Raw genomic sequence first — 20,574 nt, forward strand, 5'->3', positions numbered from 1 at the left:
TTAAGAGTTATTACCTTCGCAGAAGTGTTTACTCTGCTGCTAAAATATCTTCCTTGGCATGGATCATTTGAGTCAAAAAGTCACAATAAGGCGTTGGCACTTGGTACTTGCGGCCTTTTCGTGAGATTGCGCCATTGATATAATCGATCTCGGTTTTGCGATGATTATTGATCAAATCTTGATACATGGATGGATAGTGCATTCCGATGCCTTCTGGATCATAGGTTTCCTCAATATGGTGGACTACTTCGGATACATCCAGTTGAACAGATTCATGGGTAGCAACTGCCGCAAATTCTTCCACAATCGTTTGGACCATCGCACGCGCCGTTGAGGTTTGTCCGAATTGGGCAATATTCACATTTAAAATCGAACACAAACCATTTAGTGTGCCGTTGACACAGGCTTTGCGATAGATGGAGTAGCGAATGTTCTCAGAATAAGACGCATTTAACCCAGCATCAGCCAAGACTGCCGCTAATTGACGGGCATCTTCTTCTTTGCCCGGTTCGATATTTTGCAGTTCTACAGAACCATCCCCAAACAAGCGAACATTACCAGGACCAATCAAGTCCGCCGTCCAAATGGTATTTCCTAAAAAGATTTTATCCGTGCTGACATATTTTTCAATCGTGTCCTCATGACCGATCCCGTTTAATAAGCATAAGACTTTCGTTTGCTCTCCGATCATCGGTTTGATCGTTTGCATCATTTGATCCAGTTGCATCGCTTTAGTAAAGACCAGGATCAAGTCTGCTTGTACAGTCGTTGGGATCTCATTTTGCGAATAGATCGAAAAAGGGACTGCGATCTCTTCACCGTTTAAGTTCGCTCGTAATCCGTGTTCACGGATCGCTTCGATATGCGCCGGCCAGCCGTCGATCAACGTGACGTCATTTCCGCCTCTTTTTAGCATAATAGCAAAACGGCTGCCCATAGCACCTGCACCAGCAATAACAATTTTCATCTGAATTCCTCTTTCCTCTTCCACAATTAGGTATAGTTTACTCTAAAATCGTGAAATATGCGAGAGCCTTGCGTTTTTTCTCAATAGGAAAGAAAAAAGAACAATTGGAATAGTTAGATTTTTCAGATAATTAAAAAACGGTTGTTTCCAATTTTGTCCATTCAAAAAAGTCGCACGGAAGATTGAAAACTTGACTGAGCGAAACCAGTTTTCGGACTCACGTGCGACCCTTCTATTCAATTATTTCCTGTGAAACAGTTGTCGTTTTAGGCAGTGACTGTTTCATTGTTTGTTGTAAAGTTTTTTAGCCGTTCAGCTTTTTCCGCTTCTGTGATCCCATGTTGTTCCACGTAACGGTTGTGTTCGTGGATGGCACAATCATAGCTACAGGCACCTAAATGGGCAGCCTGATTTTCCTCAGAAGTCAAAAATTGGCGATTGCATTCTGGGTTGGCACAGTTTACATAGCGCTCGCAAGGTGTGCCATCAAACCAGTCGCGACCGATAACTTTTTTATCCACATGATTGATTTCCACACTAATACGTTCATCAAAGACGTACATTTTGCCATCCCAAAGCTCGCCTTGAACTTCTGGGTCATTCCCATAAGCAAAGATACCACCATGAAGTTGGGCCACATCATCAAAGCCTTCTCGCAGCAACCAGCCTGAGAATTTTTCACAACGGATACCACCAGTACAATAAGTAACGACTTTTTTATCCATAAATTTTTCTTTATTATCGATGATCCATTGCGGCAACTCACGGAAGCTGCGGATATCGGGACGAACGGCTCCCCGGAAATGGCCTAAGTCATATTCATAATCGTTACGGGCATCGATCACCACGGTATCTTCATCTAACAAAGCTTCTTTGAACGCTTTAGGATCTAAATATTTTCCAGTCATTTCTAATGGATCGATGTCATCTTCCAGGTTCAATGAAACCAATTCTTTGCGCGGACGAACGAATAGCTTTTTAAACGCATGTTCTTCTACTTCATCGATTTTATAAAAAATCCCTTTAAAACGGGGATCAGCTTCCATTTTTTCCATATAGCGATTTGTTGCTTCAACCGTTCCAGAAAGCGTGCCATTGATCCCTTCATTGGCTACTAAAATACGGCCCTTGATGCCAATTTCTTTTCCAAATGCTAAATGCTCCTTGGCGAAGCTTTCCGGATCTTCAATTGTTGTATATTTATAAAATAATAAAACGCGGTATGTCAAACCAATTCCTCCTTTTTTTGCACCCTACAGTATAGGTTATCGCGTGACAAAAAACGAGTTTTATGCTTGTACCTTTTCACACAATCTTTTTCTTTGAGCAAACAGTGTCATGGATTGGTTTTATTGAGCTCTGCCACGAAAAAAGCTGTGACTTGATCCATCGTTTCTCCACGCACCAGATGGCGTTCTTCTCGCGAGATAAACTGCAGATTTGCTTCTGGATTTTCTGCCACAAAGGCTTCCACATCAGCATAAGGAATTTTCTCGTCTTGGGTACCATGCCAAAATAAAAGGGGACGCTGTCCTAATTTCTCTGGTTGAGAAGACAGATCGTAAGCATCCATCCAGCTTAAAAGCTGACCATAATCCTCGGGTACAAAGAACCCAGCAGCGCCGGCGTGCATTTGGATGCGGTCACGGTATTTCAACATGGAAGGAGAACCCATGATACAAGCTGCCGCTGTGATTTCTGGATGCTGGCATAACAAACCACACGTGGTCATCCCTCCCATGGAGACACCGCCAACTGCGATCTGACCGTTGACCAAACCAAGATTTTCAAAAAAATCGACTAAGTAAGAAAACTCAAATAGATTGGTTTGGATACTTTGCCAAAAAGTTAAAGAAGGAATCTCCGATAGCTGGGTCTTGCGCTCCCCATGATTGGCTGCATCTGGCAAGACCACCCGAAAACCTTCTCTAGCCAACTTTCTGCCTTGTGTCAACACTAATTCTTTGCTCGTCTGCCAACCATGATAGTAAATAATCAATGGCAGCGGTTCATAAATCATTTCTTCTGGTACGACTTCTAAGACCGGAATATTCCCGATTTTTCTTTTTCGAACAGCTAATTTCATTCTTTTCCACCTCAGCTTAAGTATACAAAAAGTCGCCAAAAGCGCCACTGATACGCTGCAAAAAAAGACCATACCCAAAGAGTATGATCTTTTTTTATTTATGAATGTAAGACCGCTTCTCGAGCCAATGCCAAACAACCGAGGGTTCCAGCGTTGTCTTCCAATGCTGGGGTCACGATATATTTGCTTAACTCAGGCGTTTCGACATACCCATTGACCAATTTTGCAAATGCGTCGTGGACGTTTTGCAGCATATGGCGCTGTTTCATCACTCCACCGCCAAAAATGATCACATCTGGAGAAAACATCAAGGTTGTATTGTAGGCACATTGAGCAATATAGGAGGCTTCGATCTCCCAATAAGGATCATCTTCTGCAACCTCTTGTCCTTTTTTCCCTAAGCGTTTTTCGATGGCTGGTCCAGCGGCCATCCCTTCTAAACAGTTGCCATGAAATGGACAGCTGCCAGCAAAGTCATCTTTTGGATGAGGGACGACCAGCATATGCCCCATTTCTGGATGACTAAATCCTTCGATAAAGCGCCCTTCTTGTAAGGCACCGCCGCCAACACCTGTACCGATCGTGTAGTAAACGACACTACTCAATCCTTTGCCACTGCCGAAGACATACTCACCATAGGCAGCCGCATTGACATCTGTTGTCCAAGAAATCGGGATCGGAAATTCTTTTTTCATGGTACCGATGAAATCAAAATTTTGCCATGCCAATTTCGGGGTTGAGGTAATGTACCCATAAGTGGCAGAATCGCGATGGATATCGATGGGCCCAAATGAGCCAATCCCAATCCCTGCTAAATCTGCTTGGTATTGTTTGAAGAAATCAATGACTAAAGGCATTGTTTCCTCAGGTGTCGTTGTCGGAAAGCTCACTCTTTCCTTGATCGTCATTTCTTCATCGCCAATGGCACACACAAATTTTGTGCCGCCTGCTTCAATCGAACCGTATAACATGCACATCGCTCCTTTTTTTCTAACTACTTGCTGAACTTGATGCTGCGGCATCATCTGCTTTGACGCGATCGATGGCTACCACTAATGCAATGATCAGGTCATCTAGATCTTCTTCATAGATCACGACTTCATAGGTATCGCCCCAAGAGATCCATTTTTTGTGGATCTCTGCGATCCGCTTGCCGTTGCGGTTGACCACAAAATCCATATCCCACCAATTGCCGTCCACATCGATGCCTTCTGCACTGATGGAATAGCGGGCTTTAAAAAATGTGAAATGTTTTTCTAAAACGATCGCTTCTTGGCCGTGGACTTCCACAAAAAATTTTGGTAATAAACTGAACACTTTTTTGGTGATCTCCGCGATCGGTCGCTGCTGCTCATTGAAGATCGTAAAACTTTTCGGGATCTTAAAAAAACTGCCTTCGACATAATAGCGAGGGTTTTGTAAGTCATCGGTCACGGTAAATTTTTCGCCGATGCTGAAAACCTTCTGTTTGATGTAAAGTTTCTTCAAATGCTACACTCCTTTCTCTTTGACATCGCCCGTATTGATCACCGGCTGAGTGCCTTTATCGGTAATGATCGACACCAATAAATTATTGATCAGTTGGACTTTGCGGTCGTCTGTGAAATTGATGTCCTGTCCGTCTTCGATTTGTTCTAACGCCATTTGTGTCATGGAGACGGCCCCTTCAACAATGATTTGCCGTGCTGATAAAATTGCTTTAGCTTGTTGGCGCTGCAGCATCGCACTAGCGATCTCAGTCGCATACGCGAGGTGATTTAAGCGGGTCTCTATGACTTCGACCCCAGCAACAGCTAATCGTTCCTGCAATTCTTTTGCCAGCTCCTCCGAGACTTCACTTGTATTGCCTCGCAACGTCAGATCATCGTCATTGAACGTGTCATAAGGGTATTGCGTCGCAATGTGACGAATCGCTGTTTCACTTTGGATCTCAATGAAGTCTTGGTAATAATCGACATCAAACAATGCTTTAGCGGTATCTACAACTTTAAAAACCACCACTGCCGAGATCTCGATCGGGTTTCCGTCTGAATCATTGACCTTCAACAGCGAACTGTTAAAGTTGCGAACTTTCAATGAAACATTGATTTTTTGGGTTAATGGGGTTGTCACAAACAAGCCGTTGTCTTTAATGGTTCCTAAATATTGCCCAAAAAAGAGGATCGCTTTGGCTTGGTTGGGTTGTACGATCGTTAACGAACTAAGGAAAAGAAACGAAACGATCCATAAAAGAATACTGAGAACGATTTCGAGAACGCTCTCATTTACGAACCCATGATAAAACAAATAACCGCCGCCAACTAATAACCCGATCAGCACAACCAGTGCTAAATACCCATTCACATGAAATGTCTGTTTTTCTGTCATTTTTATTCCTTCCCTTCTTGCTCTTATCTTACCTTGGTTAAAGCCGCTGTGCAAATGTTCTTGCGCATATCAGGGACGATTCCCAATCAAGCTATTTTGTTTTCTGTAACTTTCCCGTTACAATTAAGGTAGGACAAAATTTTTCTCAAAAAAGGAGTAATTCTTATGGCACAAAAAATTGACTTAGAAACGAGTAAATGGTCGTTGGAATCGATCATTAAAACGGTCGGCACCGATCTTTCCTCTGTTGTGGAGGTACAAAACAAAGACGGCATTGACGTTGTAGTGATCTCGAAAGACGAGTGGCAACATCTTTTGGAATTACTCGATGCGCGTCATGCAGAAGGCTATCGTCTAGAACAAGAGCTTCCTGAAGAAATTTTAATTGACGTTGCCGATACCGACAATCAGTATACAGAAGACGGCGAGTTAGAAATGGAACTGCCTGAACGTGTGCATCCAGCACCTGATTTTGAACTGGATTCAGAAGAAATCGTTGAAAGTGATGACGTACTAGATTAAATAAAAAAGCAAAACGGCCCCGGGCTCGTTTTGCTTTTTTTATAGCTCTTTTTCCTGCTTTTTGGTAATGACTGCTTGCAATCGTTCGATGGCAGGCTGCAATTCTTGTAGCGCCTCTTCTTCAGGTTCTAACTCTGCACACCGTTGCAGTCGCTCTAACCACATTTCTGGTTCTTTGACGCCCAACTGGCCAATGGCCCAATAAGCCGTTCCTCGAATCACTGGGCGCACGTCTTCTGTCGCACAGCGCCAAATCGCTGGCAAGGCACTGCGGTCTCCCACATTGGCTAAGGCGATGATGGCATTACGCTGCAGAGGTTTTTTCCCCCGCCAAGAGCCAGATAGATGGCCAAATTGTGCTTTGAAGGCTTTGTTTGATAAAGACAGCATCGGTTGCAGTTTTGGATAAACGGTATCGACTTCAGGCTCCATCTCTTGATGAAAATGGAAGTCTTTCCCCCGATTATAAGGGCAGACCAGCTGACAAATATCGCAGCCGTAAATCACGTTATGCATCTTTTTGCGGTACTCTTCTGGCATCATACCCTTCGTCTGGGTTTGATAGGACAAACAGCGCTGGGCATTCATTCGACCATCGCCCAATAACGCTTTGGTGGGGCAAGCCGTCACACAACGCATGCAATCACCACAACCAAACGGGACTTCTTCATCTGGTTCAAGAGAGATATTAGTGACGATCTCCCCTAGATAAACAAACGAACCAAATTCTTCCGTAATCAGCAAGCCATTACGACCGATAAAGCCAAGACCCGCCCGCTGCGCTGCCGCCACATCCACCAATTCCCCTGTATCGACTTGCGGTGCGAAACGCCATTCGACTTGTTCTTCCATCGTTTGCGCTTGTTCTTTGATAAAGGCGATCAAGCGATCCAATCGTTCTCGCAAAATATCATGGTAATCGATGCCCCACGAGGCACGGGCAAACATGCCGCGTTTTTCATCCCGCGGGACTTTCTCTTTGATTTTTGTCGGATAAGCTAAAGCGATCGCAATGATCGTTTGCGGATTTTCAAATGTCCGTTCAGGATAGATACGCTCTTCGATCACGGGATGCTCAAAACCAGACGTATGACCTTTGGATTTTTGTTCCCGCAAGGAAGGCTCCAATGCCAAAAACGGCTCCGCTGAAGCAAACCCGATTTTGTCAATGCCAAGCCGCTTGCTTTCTGCAATAATTTTTTCTTTTAAAGACATGCTCGCTACCCTCTTTTGTCCGCTAAGCATCTGCTTCTCGGCTTTTTCTCTTCCCCTATTATACGTAAGCACCTGAAAAAAGTCGATGGTGCGGTTTGTTCCCCCAGTTTTTTTCTTTCTTTAAAAGAACACGTGTTGATTGTTTAAGATTTTAATTAATTTTATCGTTATTTTCCTCGCAACGATTGCATTGCCTTTTTCGAATGCTAGACTATATAAAGGAATTAGAAAGAAATGAACAAATGAAATGGAGATGCTTATGACTCAATTACCCACCGGCTTGACTGCAGCAGAAGTCGCCAAGAAAACCCAAGAGGGGTTGCACAATGATTATGAAACAAAAACCAGTAAATCAACTGCTGCGATCATCAAAGACAATTTACTGACATTATTCAATTTTCTCAATCTATTGATTGGCGTTTTTTTATTTGCCGTAGGCGCCTATTCCAACATGTTCTACTTAGCGATTATTTTTGTGAATATCACCATTGGGATCAGCCAAGAATTGCACGCGCGTAATTTAGTAAAAAAACTCTCACTTGTTTCACCGCAAACGGTACGAGTGATTCGAGATGCCCAAATCCATGAGATTTCAGCCAAAGAATTGGTCTTAGAGGACGTAGTTATTCTTGGTGCTGGGGACCAAATCCCCGCTGATATGACTGTGCTTTCTGGACTAGTCGAAGTCAATGAAGCGATGCTGACTGGTGAAGCCGATCTGGTTGTCAAAGAAGCAGGTGCTTCCTTACTCTCAGGGAGTTTCATCGTCAGCGGTGAAATGACAGGAACAGTCCTTCATGTCGGTGCAGAAAACTACGCAGCGAAACTAAGCAATGAGGCAAAGGTCCACAAACCGATCCGCTCTGAGCTGCTTGCTTCGATCCGTAGTGTATCCAAATTCACCAGCTATGTAATCGTTCCTTTAGGGGTGATTTTGTTCTTCCAAGCCTTTATGATGCGAGATGCTGGGATCAAGGAATCCGTCGTCGTTTCTGCCGCTGCCTTATTAGGAATGTTACCAAAAGGACTTGTCCTGCTGATCAGTATCGCCTTGACGACAGGTGTCATTAAATTGGCAAAAAAACGGATTTTGGTCCAAGACATGTATGCCGTTGAAACCTTAGCGCATGTCGATACCCTTTGTCTGGATAAGACGGGGACGTTGACGGAAGGCCATATGGTTCTCGAATTGATCGTTCCTCTCCAAGCCGACAGCGACCCTAACATGCTCTTAGGGAATTATTTGGCAGCCAGTACGGATAACAATTTGACGATGCAAGCATTGCGTCAAGGCTGTCCTGAGCTAACGGATCATCAGCCGATCGACGTCGCTGCCTTTTCTTCACAGCGCAAATGGGGTGCTGTGGCTTTTGAACATCTAGGAAATGTCTATCTTGGTGCACCTGAAAAAGTCGCCGGCTCTGCTGCCTTGCCGCAAGTCATAGAAGCGCAAGAAGCTGGTCTACGGGTGTTGATTTTAGCCGTAGAAACTGATCCAAAAACGCCAACATCCTTTGACCCAACCAACGCACAAGCGGTGGCTGTCTTGATTTTATCCGATATCATCCGCCAAAACGCAGAAGAAACCTTGGCTTACTTAGCGGATCAAGGCATCGATCTAAAAGTGATCTCTGGCGATAATCCAATAGCTGTCGCAGCGATCGCCCATCGTGCAGGCCTAGCGAATGCCGATCAAGCCATCGATCTTTCTACCTTAACGACCGAAGCAGAAGTCCGAGAAGCTGCGACACGCTATACGGTCTTTGGTCGTGTGACTCCTGAACAAAAGAAACTACTCGTTCAAGAATTAAAAGCCAATCAACGGACCGTTGCCATGACGGGTGATGGCGTCAACGATGTGTTGGCACTACGGGAAGCCGACGTCAGCATTGCAATGGCTGCTGGCGACAGTGCGGCTCGTCAAATCGCTAACTTTGTCTTATTGGATTCTGACTTTACTACGTTGCCAGATGTTTTATTTGAAGGACGCCGCGTCGTCAATAACGTGACCAAAGCGTCGGGAATCTTCTTTATCAAGACGATTTACAGCTTCTTGCTCTCTTTGGTTTGTATCCTGACATCCAGCGCCTTTCCGTTCTTGCCGATCCAAATCACATTGATCGACTTAGCAATTGAAGGCTATCCTTCTTTCTTCCTTTCCTTTGAAGAAAACAAAGCACCGATCAAGGGGCGCTACTTGCCGACAGTCTTGCTCAATGCGTTGCCAAATGCCTTGTTGGTGTTAGTCAATTACTTTGCGATCCGCTTTTTACAAACCGATTACGGTTGGTCGCAATTTGATACGACGACCTTGTTGTACTATTTGTTGATCGGGATCAGCTGTATCGCTGTGATTCGCTCTTGCTTGCCATTAAATCCATTGCGATTGTTCTTAGCGATTACCACTACCGTGGGGATCTATGTCGCAGCAATGCTTTTCCACGGATTGCTGGAAGTCGGTTTCTTGACCGCCGTAACATTGCCTTACTTCCTTGGCATGATGGCATTGAACATCTGCCTGTACGTGGGGCTTTCTTTCCTAACGAAGCGCTTTTCAGCCAAAGTGCTCGTTAAACAATCCTAATTGATTTTGCAGCATCGCTCTTTCTTGCTTTGTCCAGAAAGACGATGCTGTTTTTTTGTCCTCTCCATAGGTGCAACCATACAAGAAGAAAGAAATTTGGTATACTGAACCTGTAGGCGGTTTCAACAAGGACGGTGTTTCTTTGGAAAAGGCAACCCCCTTGTCAAACAGCCAAATTTAATCAGAAAGTGTTGGTGAAATTGGATGAAAAAAAGTATTTTACTCGTTTCTCACAGTCAGCAACTCACCGAAGGATTAAAACAGATGATCGAAGAAATGGCTGATGGCGAGTCAGTCACGATCTATTCTTTAGGCGGGACAGCAGAAGGAGAGCTGGGTTCTGACGCCACGAAAATCGTGGATGCCGTCAACGAATCCGCAGATGCTGAACTGATCTTAGTCTTTGCCGATCTAGGCAGTGCCGTTTTGAATGCCGAACTTGCTTACGACATGCTGGAACCTCAGCAACAAGAACGCTATCACCTGATCGACGCGCCGCTGGTGGAAGGTGCCTTTGCTGCAGCGATCACCGCTGGTTTTAGTGATGATTTGGCACAAATCGTTGCAGAAGCAAAAAAAGCAGCCGAGAAAGGATGGCATGAAGCATGAAAAAAATCATTAATGATCCCTCAATGATCGTAGAAGAAATGTTGGCTGGTATCGTAGGCAGTTATCCTGAACTGGTCCATCAAGTCGCCGACTCACGGGTGATCGCTAAGAATAATCAAAAAGAACAAGTCGGTCTTGTTTCTGGCGGTGGGAGCGGACATGAGCCGGCCCATGCTGGCTTTGTCGGTGATGGGATGCTTAGCGCCGCCGTTTTAGGCGATGTCTTCACCTCCCCTACCCCCGACCAGATTTTGACGGCTATCCAAGATTCTGATCAAGGACAAGGCGTCTTGTTGATCGTCAAAAACTATACTGGCGATATCTTGAACTTTGAGATGGCCAAAGATATGGCAGAAATGGAAGAGATCACAACGGAGATCGTGGTCGTTGATGATGATATCGCTGTTGAAAATAGCACCTATACTGCTGGGAAACGAGGAGTTGCCGGTACGGTCTTAGTCCACAAGATTTTAGGCGCAGCTGCTCGTAATGGTGCCAGCTTAAGTGAATTAAAAACACTGGGCGATGCCTTGGTTGCATCGATCAAAACCATTGGGGTCGCATTAAAAGCGGCAACAGTTCCTGAAGTTGGGAAACCAGGTTTTGACTTAGCCGATGATGAGATCGAGTATGGCGTGGGTATCCACGGCGAACCTGGTTACCGTCGAGAAAAACTGAAACCCTCACGTGAACTAGCAAAAGAGTTGGTGGAAAAAATCTTGGCGGATTATGAAAAGACCCCAGAAAAAGTCGGTGTCTTGATCAACGGTATGGGTGGTACGCCGCAAATGGAGTTATTCGTTTTTGCCAATGATGTCGCGAAATTACTCGCAGAAAAAGACATCCCTGTCTCCTTCCATAAAGTCGGCAATTTCATGACTTCCATCGATATGCAGGGACTTTCACTGACCTTGATCGACTTCAGCGAAACGGATCACACCGATGCGTTAAATGAAGCCGTCACAACAATAGCCTGGTAAAGGAGCGAATAGAGATGCAATTGACAACAGAAACGGTGCAAGCATGGTTAGATACCTTCACGAAAGAAATCGAAGCAAACAAGGCCTATTTAAGCGATTTAGATACACCGATCGGCGACGGTGACCATGGCAACAATATGGCACGCGGCGTAGCCGCTTATCAAGAAGCTTATGCCAAACAACAGCCAACGACGATCAGTGATACCTTTAAAGTCTTCTCGATGGCAATGATCTCAAAAGTCGGCGGAGCTTCGGGTCCCCTTTATGGTTCGGCGTTTATGAATATGACCAAAGCAACGAAGGAACTAGAAACGATCGACTCCTTTGAACAATTAGGTACGATCGTTGAAGAAGGCTTGACCGGCATCAAAATGCGGGGAAAAGCTGAGTTTGAAGACAAAACGATGGTCGATGTGTGGCAACCTGTCGCAGAAGCCTTGAAAAAAGGTGAATTGACCAAAGACACGATCGAAGCAGCGAAAGAGCATACCAAAGAACTAGTGGCTAAAAAAGGCCGTGCCTCTTATGTTGGTGAACGTGCCATCGGTCATATCGATCCCGGATCGGCTTCTAGTGCGATTTTATTTGAGTCTTTGTTAACGGTGATAGAAAAGGATTAAAAAAACGATGCTCTTACAAAATACCGTTTAAGACAAAAGACAAACCTTATGATTGCATAAGGTTTGTCTTTTTCTTGTTTATTCATCTTGTAAAATCGTTTGGGCAACTAGCTTCACGTATTGATCCATGCCATCTGGATTTGGATGGACCCGATCTTCATAGAACCAGGACTCTTGGTCATTACTCAAATCATACCAATCGATCAAGGTCATATTGTCGTATTTTTCCGCCATGCGCTCCAACATCCGATTGACTTCATTTTGCCAACGCTGTGTCGGTACCCGTACATTGATCCAGTAGACTTTGCGATCACCGATCTCGTTCATAAAGCTGTCAAATTGGGCTTCTGTAAAGGAACCATTCGTCCCTAGCCCCACAAGGACGGTATCCCGCAAAAGATTTTTTTCTTTCAAGTCTTTGATCAATTCAGGGCTCGCATACAGCTGGCGCCCAACATCCCCATCAACTACCGCTTGGGTAAAGACTTCTTTCAAGTCAGCCGTTGCATCCAGCATCACAGAATCACCAAAAGCCGTGATTTCAAGAGATTCCGCTTTTTTCACTTGGGCTGCTGTTAAATCATACTTTTCCATGATATTTTTTTCATCTTCACTCGTGTTCGCCTCATCATCCGCTTCATTTCCTTCAGCATTCGCGTTCTTTTGCGATTGCTCTGCCGCTTTTTTATTGGCAGCAATGTTGTCTTTCAACTGCTGCTGCTGGGCATCGACATAATTCGTCGGTGCAGTCACGACGCCAAACAAAGCAACGAGGGTAATGAGTAAGCTGGGCACTAACCACGGTTTTTTCCAACTAAAAATTGGTTTACTGAACCAACCGCGGACCGTTCTGAATGTATCTTTGTACTGGAATTTACGCATTGGGTTTTCGATAAACCGATAGGACAATTCACTGATAAACAAGATCAAGAATAGTTCCACTAACGTGTGCATCAGCACGTTCTCACCGATATTTCCCACTTTTGCTTCGTAAAAAATCATCACTGGAAATTGATACAAATAGATCCCATAACTGCGCTTGCCGATATAACTGAAAATCGGATTACTCAATACACGATTCAAACTGGCTCCGGGATGAGCGGTAACTGCCACAAGAATCGTACATAGGATACTGATCAAGAACATGCCGCCATAATAGACAAAGGTCAAATGATCATCTAAGAAAAAGAACGCTGCGATCAGACCAGCCAAGGAAGCAAAACCAGAGATATTTAAGACCCGTTTGGCTTTTTGCGGTATCTCTTTCTTCAAGTGGGTACTTGGCCAAATGAATGCTAAGGCACTCCCCATCCAGATCGAAAAGAGCCGCGTATCTGTTCCATAATAGACCCGTGTCGGATCAGCGCCTGGTGTGTAAAGGACCGCTAACAGAATTGCCGATAAAATCGTGACTGCGGCAGTAAATTTAAAGGCGCGATGCCTCTGCTTGCCGATTTTCATCAACAAAATAAACACTAAAGGCCAAATCAGATAGTTCTGTCCCTCCACAGCCAGTGACCACAGATGGGTAAAGGGGGATTCATTGCCGAACCGATCAAAATAGGATAACCCATGATTGATCTGCCACCAGTTGTTGTAATACAGCAGCGAGCTAACAAAAACCCCGCGCAAATTATTCAGCAGGTTTCGCTGGAACAAAGTGATATACGCTGCTGAGATAAGCAGCATCACCACCATTCCTGGATAGAGCCGTTTCATCCGCCGAACATAAAAATCTTTGACTTTGATTTTGCCGTTTTGATCCCACTCTTGCCTCAGCAAGTCAGTGATTAAATAACCTGATACGACAAAGAATACTGGAACTCCTAAATACCCGCCTCGCATATGAGTAGGTAGTAAATGATATAAAATAACGCCGATGACTGCCAAGGTTCGAATGCCGTCAAACCCGGTAATATAGCGGCTTGTGCTTAAACGTTTATTCATTTTTCAACCACTTTTCTCTAATTGATCCAATTGTTTCATAAAAAAACAATTTCAGCATGAACGCTATTGATTCCATACTCTCATAATTTACCAGAAATCCCCCATATAAAGCTAGCAACATCTGCTATATTTCAAAAAAATTAATTTTTGGCGAAAAAAAAGTACTTCTATAAAGAAATACTTTTTTCAACTCCTTTTTTACAGTTCTTCTTCATAAAAGCGACCCAAAATCTGGACATTTTCCGCAATACTAACAAAGGCTTTTGGATCGGCTTCTTTCATAGCACTGCGCAGCATCGGCAGTTCAAAGCGTGTGACTACCGTCAGCAAAACCGTTTGTTTGTCATGCTTGTAGGCTCCTTCGGCTTCATTGATGATGGTAATGCCTCGCCGCATATGTTTTTGGATCGTTTGAATGACTTCTTCTGGGTTGCGAGTGATGATCGTCACCTGCATTTTCTTTTGCTTCGTAAAGACCGCATCCGTCACTTTTCCACTGACAAAAATCGCGATTGCACTATACAACGCATATTGCCAGCCAAACAAGATTCCGGCGGCGAACAAAATAACAATGTTAAAGAAAATCGATATCGAGCCGATCGTCTTCCCTGTCCGTTTGCGGATGGCTATGCTGACAAAATCCAGCCCTCCGGAAGAAAGACCATTCTTCAAGGCATAGCCGATCCCCACTCCATTGATGGCACCACCGAAAATCGCACAGATCATCGGGTCCGTCGTGACGGTTTCTTCTGGCAAAATTTGCACGAATAAGGATGTCAATAAAACAGTGATTCCAGTAAAGATCGTAAATTTGTGGCCGATCTTAAACCAGCCAAGAAAAAATAATGGCACATTCAACAATAATAGCGCAAGGGATAAGGGGATATAAAACCCGATCCATTCTCTTGAGATCGTAGTAATGATCTGAGCGACACCGGTAATGCCGCTGGAATAAATATTGCCCGGCTGATAGAAAAAATTGACCGCAATCGATGCCAGCAGTGCGTACACGATCGAGAATGAAAGTTTGTTGGCATATTCCGGATGAGGGAGCCATTTAAACAGAGGAGTCATTGCATTTCATAGCCTCACTTTTTTGATTTGCCTTTATTATACTTCAGCACATAAAAAAAGAAACGAGCAATGAAAGAAATGGGTGAATTCTCATGAACTTTTTTCATTCATTCACCAATTTCTATTTCATCACTCATTTCATCATGGGTTTAACGCTTATTCGTTTTCTTCAACCGTTGTTACATCAATGCTCAAGTCAAACAGTTGCATTGGCGAAACGGTACTTGGCGCTTGTGACATTGGATCAGCCGCTTTCCCATTTTTAGGGAAGGCAATGACTTCGCGAATGTTTTCTTCACCAGCCAAGAGCATCACTAACCGGTCTAACCCAAGGGCGATGCCACCATGTGGTGGGAAACCATAATCCAAAGCATCCAATAAGAAGCCAAATTGATTTTGCATCTCGCGACGTGAGAAGCCCAGCGCTTCAAACATTTGCTCTTGCACTTCCCGTGTATGGATACGCAATGATCCGCCACCTAACTCGTAACCGTTTAGCACGATATCGTAGGCTTGCGCATAGACCTTTGAAGGGTCTGTCGTTAACAATGGCAGATCGCTTTCTTTTGGCAATGTGAATGGATGGTGAGCAGAAACATAGCGGCCTGCTTCTTCATCGTATTCAAATTGCGGCCAGTCAGTAACCCATAGGAAGTTGAATTTGCTCTCGTCGATCAAGCCTAATTCTTTTCCTAATTTATTACGAATCGCACCTAACGTTGCTGAAACGATCTCAAAGGAATCGGCACCAAACATCAGAATATCGCCAACTTCCGCATTGGCTGCTGCAATAATCGCGTCGGTTGCTTCCGTCAAGAATTTAGCGATCGGTCCTTTCAATCCATCTTCTTCAACTTTGACCCATGCCAATCCTTTGGCACCAAATTGGCCAGCGTAATGGCCTAGATTGTCCATGTCTTTTCTTGAGTATTTGTCTGCAGCCCCTTTGGCATTCAAGACTTTCACAACGCCGCCTTTTTCAAGAGCCATTTGGAAGACTTTAAAATCAACGTCTTTCACAACTTCTGATAAGTCGATAAGCTCCATGTCAAACCGTGTATCTGGTTTGTCACTGCCGTAGCGTCCCATTGCCTCATCATAGGTCATCCGTGGGAATGGCAAGGTAACTTCGATGCCTTTGACTTCTCGCATCACTTTTGCCAATAGCTCTTCCGTATAGGTTTGGATTTCTTCTGCCGTCAAGAAAGAGGTTTCGATATCGACTTGGGTAAATTCTGGTTGACGGTCGCCCCGCAAATCTTCGTCACGGAAGCAACGTACGATTTGATAGTAGCGATCGAAGCCGGCGCCCATCAATAACTGTTTAAAAATTTGTGGTGATTGCGGCAACGCATAGAAATGACCTGGATAGATCCGTGAAGGAACCAAATAATCCCGCGCGCCCTCTGGTGTTGATTTTCCTAGATAAGGTGTTTCGATATCCAAGAACTCGTTCGTGTCTAAGAAATTGCGGATCGCTTGCGTCGTTTTCGCCCGCATCACGATGTTGTTCGTCATTTTTGGACGACGCAAGTCTAAATAACGGTATTTCATGCGAATCTCGTCGCCAACGGTTTGATCATCTTCAATCAAAAAGGCTGGTGTTTTTGCAGTGTTTAAAATCGTGATTTCGCTGATCATCACTTCATAGGCACCTGTCACCATTTTCGGATTGATGGCTTCTGGTGCACGATTGATTACTTGACCTGTTACTTCTAATACATATTCGCTGCGGCATTTGTCCGCGATTTCCCAGGCTTCTTTCGAAACCTCAGGATTGAAGACGATTTGCACGATCCCTTCCCGGTCGCGCAAGTCAATAAAAATCACGCCACCTAAGTCACGGCGCTTTTGCACCCAGCCTTTTAGTGTCACTGTCTGGTTTAAATGGGTCTCATTTACTAACCCGCAATATACTGTACGTTTTGTCATTCTTTTTCTCCTCACTCAAACATTTTGGTTGTCATTTCATCGTAGATCTCATCGAAGCGGGCATAAAGATCCGCTAACGGAAATTGTTTTTCTTCACGGCTTGCCATGGATTTGATATTGATCACTTGTTCTGCTAATTCTGTTTCGCCTAGAGTCAGAACCAACCGTGCCCCTTGTTTATCAGCAGATTTGAACTGGGCTTTGGCTTTACGATCCATGAAATCACGATCGGCAGAAAAGCCGAAATTACGAATCGCTTGCACGACTTTCAGCGCTTCTAAATTGGTTTCTTGTCCCAGACCAACCACATACGCATCTAACTCATTCAAAGCAGGAATCACAACTTCTTCGGCTTCCATAGTGATCAATAAACGTTCGATCCCCAAAGCAAAACCAAAACCAGGTGTTTCTGGTCCACCTAGCTCTTCCACTAAATGATTGTAACGACCGCCGGCACAGATGGTGGCTTGCGCCCCCATTTTTGGTGCATCACTCATGATCTCAAAAATCGTGTGGGTATAATAATCCAGACCACGCACCATATTCGAATCGACCTCATAAGGGATCTCCAACGCATCCAGCATACTCGTTACGGTTTCAAAATGTGCCTTGGCATCTGGCGTTAAGTAGTCTAAGATCGATGGCGCATCTGCCACAAATTTTTGGTCTCGCTTGTCTTTGCTGTCAAGGACCCGCAAAGGATTCTCATGCAAGCGGCGTTTTGAATCCTCACTAAGCTCCGCTTCATGGGGCGCTAGATAATCGATCAACGCTTGACGATAGTTTTGGCGTGTCTCTTTGTCACCTAATGAATTGATGACCAAGCGCAATTGACTCAGTCCTAATTGACGATAAAAATCCATTGCCATCGCCATTGTCTCAACATCGGTCGCTGGATTTGCTGAACCGAAAACTTCGACACCGATTTGGTGGAATTGACGCAAACGGCCTTTTTGCGGACGTTCATAACGGAACATTGGTCCCATGTAAAACACTTTATAAGGCTTCGTATGTTCTGGTCCGAATAGTTTGTTTTCGACATAAGAACGAGCGATCGGTGCGGTGCCTTCTGGACGCAACGTCACATGCCGCTCTCCTTTATCGTAGAAATCATACATTTCTTTTGAAACGATATCCGTTGTGTCCCCGACACTGCGGGCAATCACTTCAAAGTGCTCAAAAATCGGTGTCCGAATCTCATTGAATTGGTAATCGCGAAACACTAAACGTGCTGTTTCTTCCACAAATTGCCATTTTTCGGATTCTCCTGGCAAAATATCGTTGGTTCCTTTTGGACGTTGGTAACTCATCGTATGCATCCTCCTATTTGTTTCATGGTTGCCCATGTTCTTTGCTTTCATTACTTGTTTGCTTATTCACCTATTGCTTGTTGCTCGTTGATATGGGTGGGTTGTTCTCGTGTTTGGCTTTTGGGTTATTGCGCTTTTAGTGGTTGGTTGCTGCTGGTCATCATCTATTCTGTCTTGCTCCAAAAGACAATCCCAGTGATTCCTAGTTCGGTTACTACGCTCCCTAGGTCGCCTAGTACTGTTCATCATCTATTCTGTCTTGCTCCGCAAGCCAACCCCAGTGATTCCTAGTATGGTTACTACGCTCCCTAGGGTCGCCTAGTACTGTTCATCATCTATTCTGTCTTGCTCCGCAAGCCAACCCCAGTGATTCCTAGTATGGTTACTACGCTCCCTGTGGTCGCCTAGTACTGTTCATCATCTATTCTGTCTTGCTCCGCAAGCCAATCATAGTGATTCACAGCAAAAAACTCGCCCTTGTTTTTTTATACAAGGGCGAGTTTTGATTACACGCGGTACCACCTAAATTCGAGAAATGTTCTTCTCCTCTCGATTAACGCTCGGTCACGGAACAGCTTTTCTTCTGTTCATCTCCAGATTGTCTTTCCTTTACACGTCCTAAACTGCTTTCAGCCGGGGCAGTTTTCTCTTTTAAGGAATAGAATAAAGTACTCGATCCTTCACTGATTTTTGATATTATCTATAAACTACAAGAAAGCTATGAAAAAGTCAAGGTGTTTCACTGTCTTTTTCACTCCGCTGCTTTCAAGTAGCGTTTTCTCTAGTAGTCAACGCAAAGAAGTTACCCTTCTGTTTGCTTTTCTTTCTTTTTGCGTTATGCTGAATAACGAAGGTTTTGTTTCTATGAAAGGAGCTGTTTTTATGTCTTTATATTCAGGCTATATCCGTCAACCACACTACTATGAGACCGATCAAATGGCGATCATCCATCACGCCAATTATATCCGCTGGTTTGAAGAGGCCCGCGTGGAATTACTGGCGTTTTTGGATTTACCGTATCATACGATCGAAGAAGCTGGCTTGATCGTTCCCGTGCTGGAAGTCAGTGCGCAATACAAAACGATGATTCGTTACGAAGATGAGGTGCGAATCGATGTTTTGGTCGACAAATATACGGGCACGCGTTTGGATTTTCGCTATGAGATCTACAAAACTAGCGATGGTCAGTTGGCTACGACGGGGACTTCAAAGCATTGTTTTTTAGCAAAAGAGACCAATCGCATCGTGCAGCTGAAGCGTAGTTTTCCTGAAATCCATCAACGATTTGCTGATTATGCTGCCCTGTCAGGAGAATAATCAATTCTGATCACTCATTTAAGTCAAAATCCTTGCTTTTTGAAACGGCTTTCGTATAATCAAAAGTAATTTCAGGGAAGGATGATGGCGATGTACGTGATTAAAGTTTTGCATGGTTACATTGGCAAAGATGGTCGTCGCACTCGTGAAAAAATTCCAGACAAGTTATGGGTCTTTGAAGATCGGAAGCAGTCCGAAGCATTTGCAGATAAAATTGGTGGTCGCGTCAAACCGTTAACTGAAGTCAAACAGCATACGTAAAGAAATAAGCCGTTATCGTCTTTTGCGCATAGACGATAGCGGCTTATCTTTTTTACTGCGTAAAAGGATTAGTCATCCAATTCTGTTTCAAGTACTTCACCTGTTTGGGCATTGATTTTCACATCTGTTTGTTTGTTGCCATCTTCTACTTTGACTTCCCAATAGGTTACATTCATTTCTTTGTCTAATGACCAATCTGTTGCTTGACCACCGCCAGCTTCTTTCACGGCGATATCAGAAATTTCTTCCAATGAAAGCAAGTTGGTTAGGTCCAATTGATCGGCATCTTTTTTGACACCGTTTTGTTCATCGGCATCCAATTTTTCCGTTCTTTCTTCAGAAGTTTCTTTGGTTTCTGCATCGATCTTTAATTCAAACTCATTCGTTTCATCCACGCCTTCTACTTGGTAGAAGTAATTGCCAAAAGAAGTATCCAAATCAATCGAAGTGATCGCTGCATCTGGGTATTTGTCTTGGAATACTTGGATCGCTTCTTCTACGGTCACCGTAGGCAAGCCCCCATTGGCGATCGCTGCACTGCTTGAAGAGCTGTCCGCTGCTTGTGATGAGGTTGTTTCACTTGATGAGGCAACTGCTGTGCTTGAGCTGCTGTTTTGCGCAGGTTCTGAATTTCCCGTGTTGTTTTGTGTACATCCTGCCAATAACCCTAATGCGGCAATTCCGAATAAAATAGTTGTTTTTTTCATGTTTCATTCCTCCAATTGTTTGTGTATTCCTTTTTTCTATATATTTAGAATAACAAGTTCCCAAAGAAAAAGAATC

At 44.2% G+C, this 20,574-nt stretch carries 19 protein-coding genes and 1 other annotated feature; of the genes, 7 read left to right on the forward strand and 12 right to left on the reverse strand.

Annotated features, from left to right (window positions below; genetic code table 11):
- Positions 1-28: 28 nt before the first annotated feature.
- From ACIPK1_RS03140 to ACIPK1_RS03165, 6 genes are all read right to left on the reverse strand, one after another.
- Complete coding sequence (locus ACIPK1_RS03140) at positions 29-967, reverse strand: 2-dehydropantoate 2-reductase (protein WP_086316570.1); 939 nt, start codon at positions 965-967, stop codon at positions 29-31.
- Between the two features lie 266 nt (positions 968-1,233).
- Positions 1,234-2,196, reverse strand: a complete 963-nt coding sequence (locus tag ACIPK1_RS03145) for a rhodanese-related sulfurtransferase (RefSeq protein WP_016612875.1) — start codon at positions 2,194-2,196, stop codon at positions 1,234-1,236.
- A 107-nt stretch (positions 2,197-2,303) separates the two neighbouring features.
- Entirely contained in the window at positions 2,304-3,053 is a 750-nt protein-coding gene (locus ACIPK1_RS03150) for an alpha/beta fold hydrolase (protein WP_008379569.1), read from the reverse strand.
- Between the two features lie 98 nt (positions 3,054-3,151).
- On the reverse strand, positions 3,152-4,024 hold the full coding sequence (gene scrK / locus ACIPK1_RS03155; RefSeq protein WP_002347415.1) for a fructokinase ScrK: 873 nt from the start codon (positions 4,022-4,024) through the stop codon (positions 3,152-3,154).
- Positions 4,025-4,043: 19 nt separating this feature from the next.
- Positions 4,044-4,541 (reverse strand): LURP-one-related/scramblase family protein, encoded by a 498-nt coding sequence (locus tag ACIPK1_RS03160; protein ID WP_005233908.1) that lies wholly within the window; start codon positions 4,539-4,541, stop codon positions 4,044-4,046.
- A gap of 3 nt (positions 4,542-4,544) precedes the next feature.
- Positions 4,545-5,420, reverse strand: coding sequence for an SPFH domain-containing protein (locus ACIPK1_RS03165; protein WP_008379560.1), 876 nt, complete (start codon positions 5,418-5,420; stop codon positions 4,545-4,547).
- Positions 5,421-5,585: 165 nt separating this feature from the next.
- On the opposite strand from ACIPK1_RS03165, the gene ACIPK1_RS03170 reads away from it, so the two are divergent.
- Entirely contained in the window at positions 5,586-5,942 is a 357-nt protein-coding gene (locus ACIPK1_RS03170; RefSeq protein ID WP_008379558.1) for a hypothetical protein, read from the forward strand.
- Between the two features lie 39 nt (positions 5,943-5,981).
- Here the strand turns inward: ACIPK1_RS03170 and queG are convergent, their stop codons facing one another.
- Entirely contained in the window at positions 5,982-7,157 is a 1,176-nt protein-coding gene (gene queG, locus ACIPK1_RS03175; protein ID WP_008379556.1) for a tRNA epoxyqueuosine(34) reductase QueG, read from the reverse strand.
- Positions 7,158-7,416: 259 nt separating this feature from the next.
- On the opposite strand from queG, the gene ACIPK1_RS03180 reads away from it, so the two are divergent.
- The 4 genes from ACIPK1_RS03180 (at position 7,417) to dhaL (ending at position 11,950) form a co-directional block, all read left to right on the forward strand.
- Complete coding sequence (locus tag ACIPK1_RS03180; RefSeq protein ID WP_008379554.1) at positions 7,417-9,741, forward strand: HAD-IC family P-type ATPase; 2,325 nt, start codon at positions 7,417-7,419, stop codon at positions 9,739-9,741.
- Positions 9,742-9,945: 204 nt separating this feature from the next.
- Entirely contained in the window at positions 9,946-10,350 is a 405-nt protein-coding gene (gene dhaM / locus ACIPK1_RS03185; protein ID WP_005228160.1) for a dihydroxyacetone kinase phosphoryl donor subunit DhaM, read from the forward strand.
- Entirely contained in the window at positions 10,347-11,330 is a 984-nt protein-coding gene (dhaK, locus tag ACIPK1_RS03190) for a dihydroxyacetone kinase subunit DhaK (protein WP_008379550.1), read from the forward strand. The genes dhaM and dhaK overlap by 4 nt, the downstream gene beginning before the upstream one ends.
- Before the next feature lie 14 nt (positions 11,331-11,344).
- Positions 11,345-11,950 carry a dihydroxyacetone kinase subunit DhaL gene (gene dhaL / locus ACIPK1_RS03195; RefSeq protein WP_005233893.1) on the forward strand — a complete coding sequence of 202 codons (606 nt, stop codon included), beginning with the start codon at positions 11,345-11,347 and terminating at the stop codon, positions 11,948-11,950.
- Between the two features lie 78 nt (positions 11,951-12,028).
- Here the strand turns inward: dhaL and ACIPK1_RS03200 are convergent, their stop codons facing one another.
- The 4 genes from ACIPK1_RS03200 to hisS all read right to left on the reverse strand — a co-directional run bounded on the left by ACIPK1_RS03200 (position 12,029) and on the right by hisS (position 18,213).
- Complete coding sequence (locus ACIPK1_RS03200; RefSeq protein ID WP_061053302.1) at positions 12,029-13,897, reverse strand: acyltransferase family protein; 1,869 nt, start codon at positions 13,895-13,897, stop codon at positions 12,029-12,031.
- A gap of 198 nt (positions 13,898-14,095) precedes the next feature.
- Positions 14,096-14,971 (reverse strand): YitT family protein, encoded by an 876-nt coding sequence (locus ACIPK1_RS03205; protein ID WP_005233887.1) that lies wholly within the window; start codon positions 14,969-14,971, stop codon positions 14,096-14,098.
- A gap of 156 nt (positions 14,972-15,127) precedes the next feature.
- Complete coding sequence (aspS, locus tag ACIPK1_RS03210) at positions 15,128-16,903, reverse strand: aspartate--tRNA ligase (protein WP_016612881.1); 1,776 nt, start codon at positions 16,901-16,903, stop codon at positions 15,128-15,130.
- An 11-nt stretch (positions 16,904-16,914) separates the two neighbouring features.
- Positions 16,915-18,213 (reverse strand): histidine--tRNA ligase, encoded by a 1,299-nt coding sequence (hisS, locus tag ACIPK1_RS03215; RefSeq protein ID WP_034872142.1) that lies wholly within the window; start codon positions 18,211-18,213, stop codon positions 16,915-16,917.
- Positions 18,214-18,701: 488 nt separating this feature from the next.
- Positions 18,702-18,906: a binding site (T-box leader), on the reverse strand.
- A gap of 189 nt (positions 18,907-19,095) precedes the next feature.
- Between hisS and ACIPK1_RS03220 the strand changes: the two genes are divergently transcribed.
- Positions 19,096-19,530 (forward strand): thioesterase family protein, encoded by a 435-nt coding sequence (locus ACIPK1_RS03220; RefSeq protein ID WP_008379539.1) that lies wholly within the window; start codon positions 19,096-19,098, stop codon positions 19,528-19,530.
- Between the two features lie 90 nt (positions 19,531-19,620).
- Complete coding sequence (locus ACIPK1_RS03225; protein WP_008379536.1) at positions 19,621-19,791, forward strand: hypothetical protein; 171 nt, start codon at positions 19,621-19,623, stop codon at positions 19,789-19,791.
- A gap of 68 nt (positions 19,792-19,859) precedes the next feature.
- Here the strand turns inward: ACIPK1_RS03225 and ACIPK1_RS03230 are convergent, their stop codons facing one another.
- Positions 19,860-20,498: a PepSY domain-containing protein gene (locus ACIPK1_RS03230; RefSeq protein WP_061053303.1), complete on the reverse strand. Its 639-nt coding sequence runs from the start codon at positions 20,496-20,498 to the stop codon at positions 19,860-19,862.
- Positions 20,499-20,574: the final 76 nt, after the last annotated feature.

This window comes from Enterococcus sp. NPDC086594 (assembly GCF_044746145.1).
Classification (GTDB): Bacteria; Bacillota; Bacilli; order Lactobacillales; family Enterococcaceae; genus Enterococcus_D; species Enterococcus_D entomosocium.